This is a genomic window from Streptomyces synnematoformans (assembly GCF_039531005.1).
GTDB lineage: Bacteria > Actinomycetota > Actinomycetes > Streptomycetales > Streptomycetaceae > Streptomyces > Streptomyces synnematoformans.
The window spans coordinates 1-2,837 of sequence record NZ_BAAAPF010000528.1; the positions used below are offsets into that span (position 1 = coordinate 1).

Below are 2,837 nucleotides of genomic sequence, written 5' to 3' on the forward strand. Positions count from 1 at the left end.
CCTGCTCGCCGCCCGCGGCGGCGCCGGGCGACGGCACGTCCGCACCGCCGCCGAGGGCCGGTACGTCCGCGCGGGGCGACCCTGCGGCTGGAGCCGCTGGCGGCCGACGACTTCGTGGCGCTGCTGGAGAGCCTGACTGCCGGGGACGCCCTCGCCGACGCCGCCGACCGCGAGGCCCTGCACGCCGTCTGCGCCCTGCTGGAGGGCCTGCCGCTGGCCGCCGGGATCGCCGCCTCCCACCTTGCCCGGCTCCGCCCCGACCGGCTGCTGGAGCGGATCTCCGGCCCCTCCGGCCCCCTCGACCTGGCCGTCGAGGAGCCCCGCCGGCCGGCCCGGCAGCGCTCGCTGCGGGCCTCGCTGCACTGGACGCACCGCCTGCTCACGCCCCCGGAACAGCTGCTCTGGGCCCGGTGCAGCGTCTTTCCAGGAACGTTTCGCCTCCCGGACGCGGCCGAGGTCTGCGCGGACGAGCGCCTGCCGGGGGACGTGCTGCCCGCGGTCTTCCGCGCGCTGCTGCGCCACGGCGTCCTCGCCGGCGCGGAGCACCGGCCGGTGCGTCTGGCGCGGCCGGTGCGCGCGTACGGGATGGAGCAGCTGGTGCGGCTGGGCGAGGAGGCGGCCTTCCAGCGCCGGTGCCTGGACTGGACGATGGGCACCGAGGGCACGTCGGCAGGCTGACTCCGTCGTCTTCGCATGCAGACAGCGGCGGTGGCTCACGCCTCCCCGTCGAGCAGGTCAGCCACGTCCGCCGCTTCGCCCGCCGCCAGCTCCGCCGCCAGGTCCGCCGGGGCCAGCTTCGCGCGCAGGCGGGCGGTGATGCGGTCGGTGTCGGCGCGTTCGGCCGGGGAGAGGGGAGCGCCGGCGGCGGCGCGGAGGGCGGCGGCACGGCCGAGGAGGCGGGCGGCCAGGGCGGCGTCGCCCGCGAGGGACTCCGCGCCGGCCAGGCCCTCCAGGGCGAGGGCCACGGCCCGGGGGTCGCCGGTGGGGCTGACGAAGGCCAGGCCCTCGCGGTGGTGGGCGCGGGCCGCGTCCGGGTCGCCGGCCAGCTCCGCGACGAAGCCCAGCTCGGCGAGGATCAGCGCGGTGCCCACGGCGGACTCGATCTTGCGGTCCCAGTCGAGCCAGCGGCGCAGGTGCGCCTCCGCCTCCGCCAGCCGGCCCTGCCGCCGGGCGCCCATCGCCAGGCCGATGCCCGCGAACTCCTCGCCCACCACGTACCCCTGCTCGGCGGCCAGCCGGGCGGCGCGGCCGTGGAGGGCGTCGGCCTGCTCGGCGTCGCCGGTGAGCAGGGCGATGCGGCCCAGCATCGACAGCTTGTCCGACACCTCCGACCACAGCCCCAGGTCCTCGGCCATCCGCAGGCCCTCGCGGTGCAGCCGGGCGGCCTGCGCGTAGTCGCCGGTGATCTCCGCGTACGTGCCGAGGGCGTACGTCGCGTGCAGCTGGCCCCAGCGGTCGCCGAGCGCGGCGAAGAGCGCCATGCTGCGCTCCCCGTACTCCGCGAGCGCCGGCAGGTCGCCGCGGAGCACCGCGTGCCGGGCGATCGTGCTGGACACCGCGGCGGTGCCCCACTGGTCGCCGAGGGCGCGGAAGACCTCCTTGGCGCGGGCCAGCGGGTCGTCCCCGTCGGGCAGCGGGCCGAGGCCGAGCCGGGCGAGGCCGAGGAAGGCGTCCGCCCGGGCGCCGGCGGCCAGTTCGGCGAGCGCGGTGGGCGGCGCCGGGCGGGGGACGGGCAGGGCGTCGGGGGAGAGGGGCTCGCCGAGGCGGAGTGTCATGGCGGCGCGCCAGGTGCGGGCGGCGGTGCGGGTCGCCGTCAGGCCGGGGGCGGGCGGCTCGGCGGGTCCGGGCGCGGGCGGTTCGGCGGCGGTGGGTTCCGGGGCGCTTTTTTCCGGTTGTTCCGGCGCGGGAGCCGCCGTCAGCGCGGTGGTCAGGAAGCGGCGGCCCTCGCCGAGCCGGCCGCGCAGCACCCAGTACCACGCGAGGTCGCCGGCCAGGCGCAGCGCCGTGACCGCGGCGCCGGTGCGTACCGCGTCGTCCAGCGCCGCACGCATGTTGGCCGACTCGGCGTCGAGGCGCAGCAGCCACCGGCGCTGGCCGGGGCCGCGCAGCCGGGGCTCCGCCTCGGCGGCCAGCGCGGCGTAGTGCGCGGTGTGGCGGCGGCGCACGGAGGCGGACTCGCCGGCCTCGCAGAGCCGTTCGTGGCCGTAGGCGGCGACGGACTCCAGCAGGTGGTAGCGGACGGGGGCGACCCCGTCGCCGGGGGCGGTCATGACCAGGGAGCGGTCGACGAGGCGGGCGAGGAGGCCGAGGACGTCGTCCTCGGCGATGCCGTCGCCCGCGCAGACCGCCTCGGCGGCGCGCAGCGTGCAGCCGTCCGCGTGGATCGACAGGCGGCGGAGCACGGCCTGCTCGGGGGCGGTCAGCAGCTCCCAGCTCCAGTCGAGCATCGCGCGCAGGGTGCGCTGCCGGGCGGGCGCGTCGCGCGGGCCCGCGGAGAGCAGCCGGAACCGGTCGTCGAGGCGGGCGGCCAGCTCGTGGACGCCGAGGGCCCGCACGCGGGTGGCGGCCAGCTCCAGGGCGAGGGGGATGCCGTCGAGGCGGCGGCAGACGGTGGCCACGGCGGCGGCGTTGGCCGCGTCGACGGTGAAGCCGGGAGCGGCGGCGGCCGCCCGCTCGGCGAAGAGCCGCACGGCGCCGGAGGCGCGGAGCGCGTCGAGCCGGGGTGCGGGGTCGGTCGAGGGGGCGGCCGCGCCGGCCAGGTGGGTGGCGGAGGCGGTGGTACGGGCGGGGTCGGTGGCGCCGGGCGATGGCCAGCAGCCAGGTGCGGGCCGAGGAAC

1 protein-coding gene and 1 pseudogene are annotated in these 2,837 nt (G+C 79.3%); one reads left to right on the plus strand and one right to left on the minus strand.

Features of this window, described 5'->3' with window-relative positions:
- Nucleotides 1–678, plus strand: a pseudogene (locus ABD317_RS35510) (hypothetical protein); the annotation flags it as partial.
- A 35-nt stretch (nt 679–713) separates the two neighbouring features.
- Here ABD317_RS35510 and ABD317_RS35515 read toward each other — a convergent pair.
- The coding region (locus ABD317_RS35515; protein ID WP_344295897.1) for an ATP-binding protein at nt 714–2,837 on the minus strand (2,124 nt) is incomplete at its 5' end.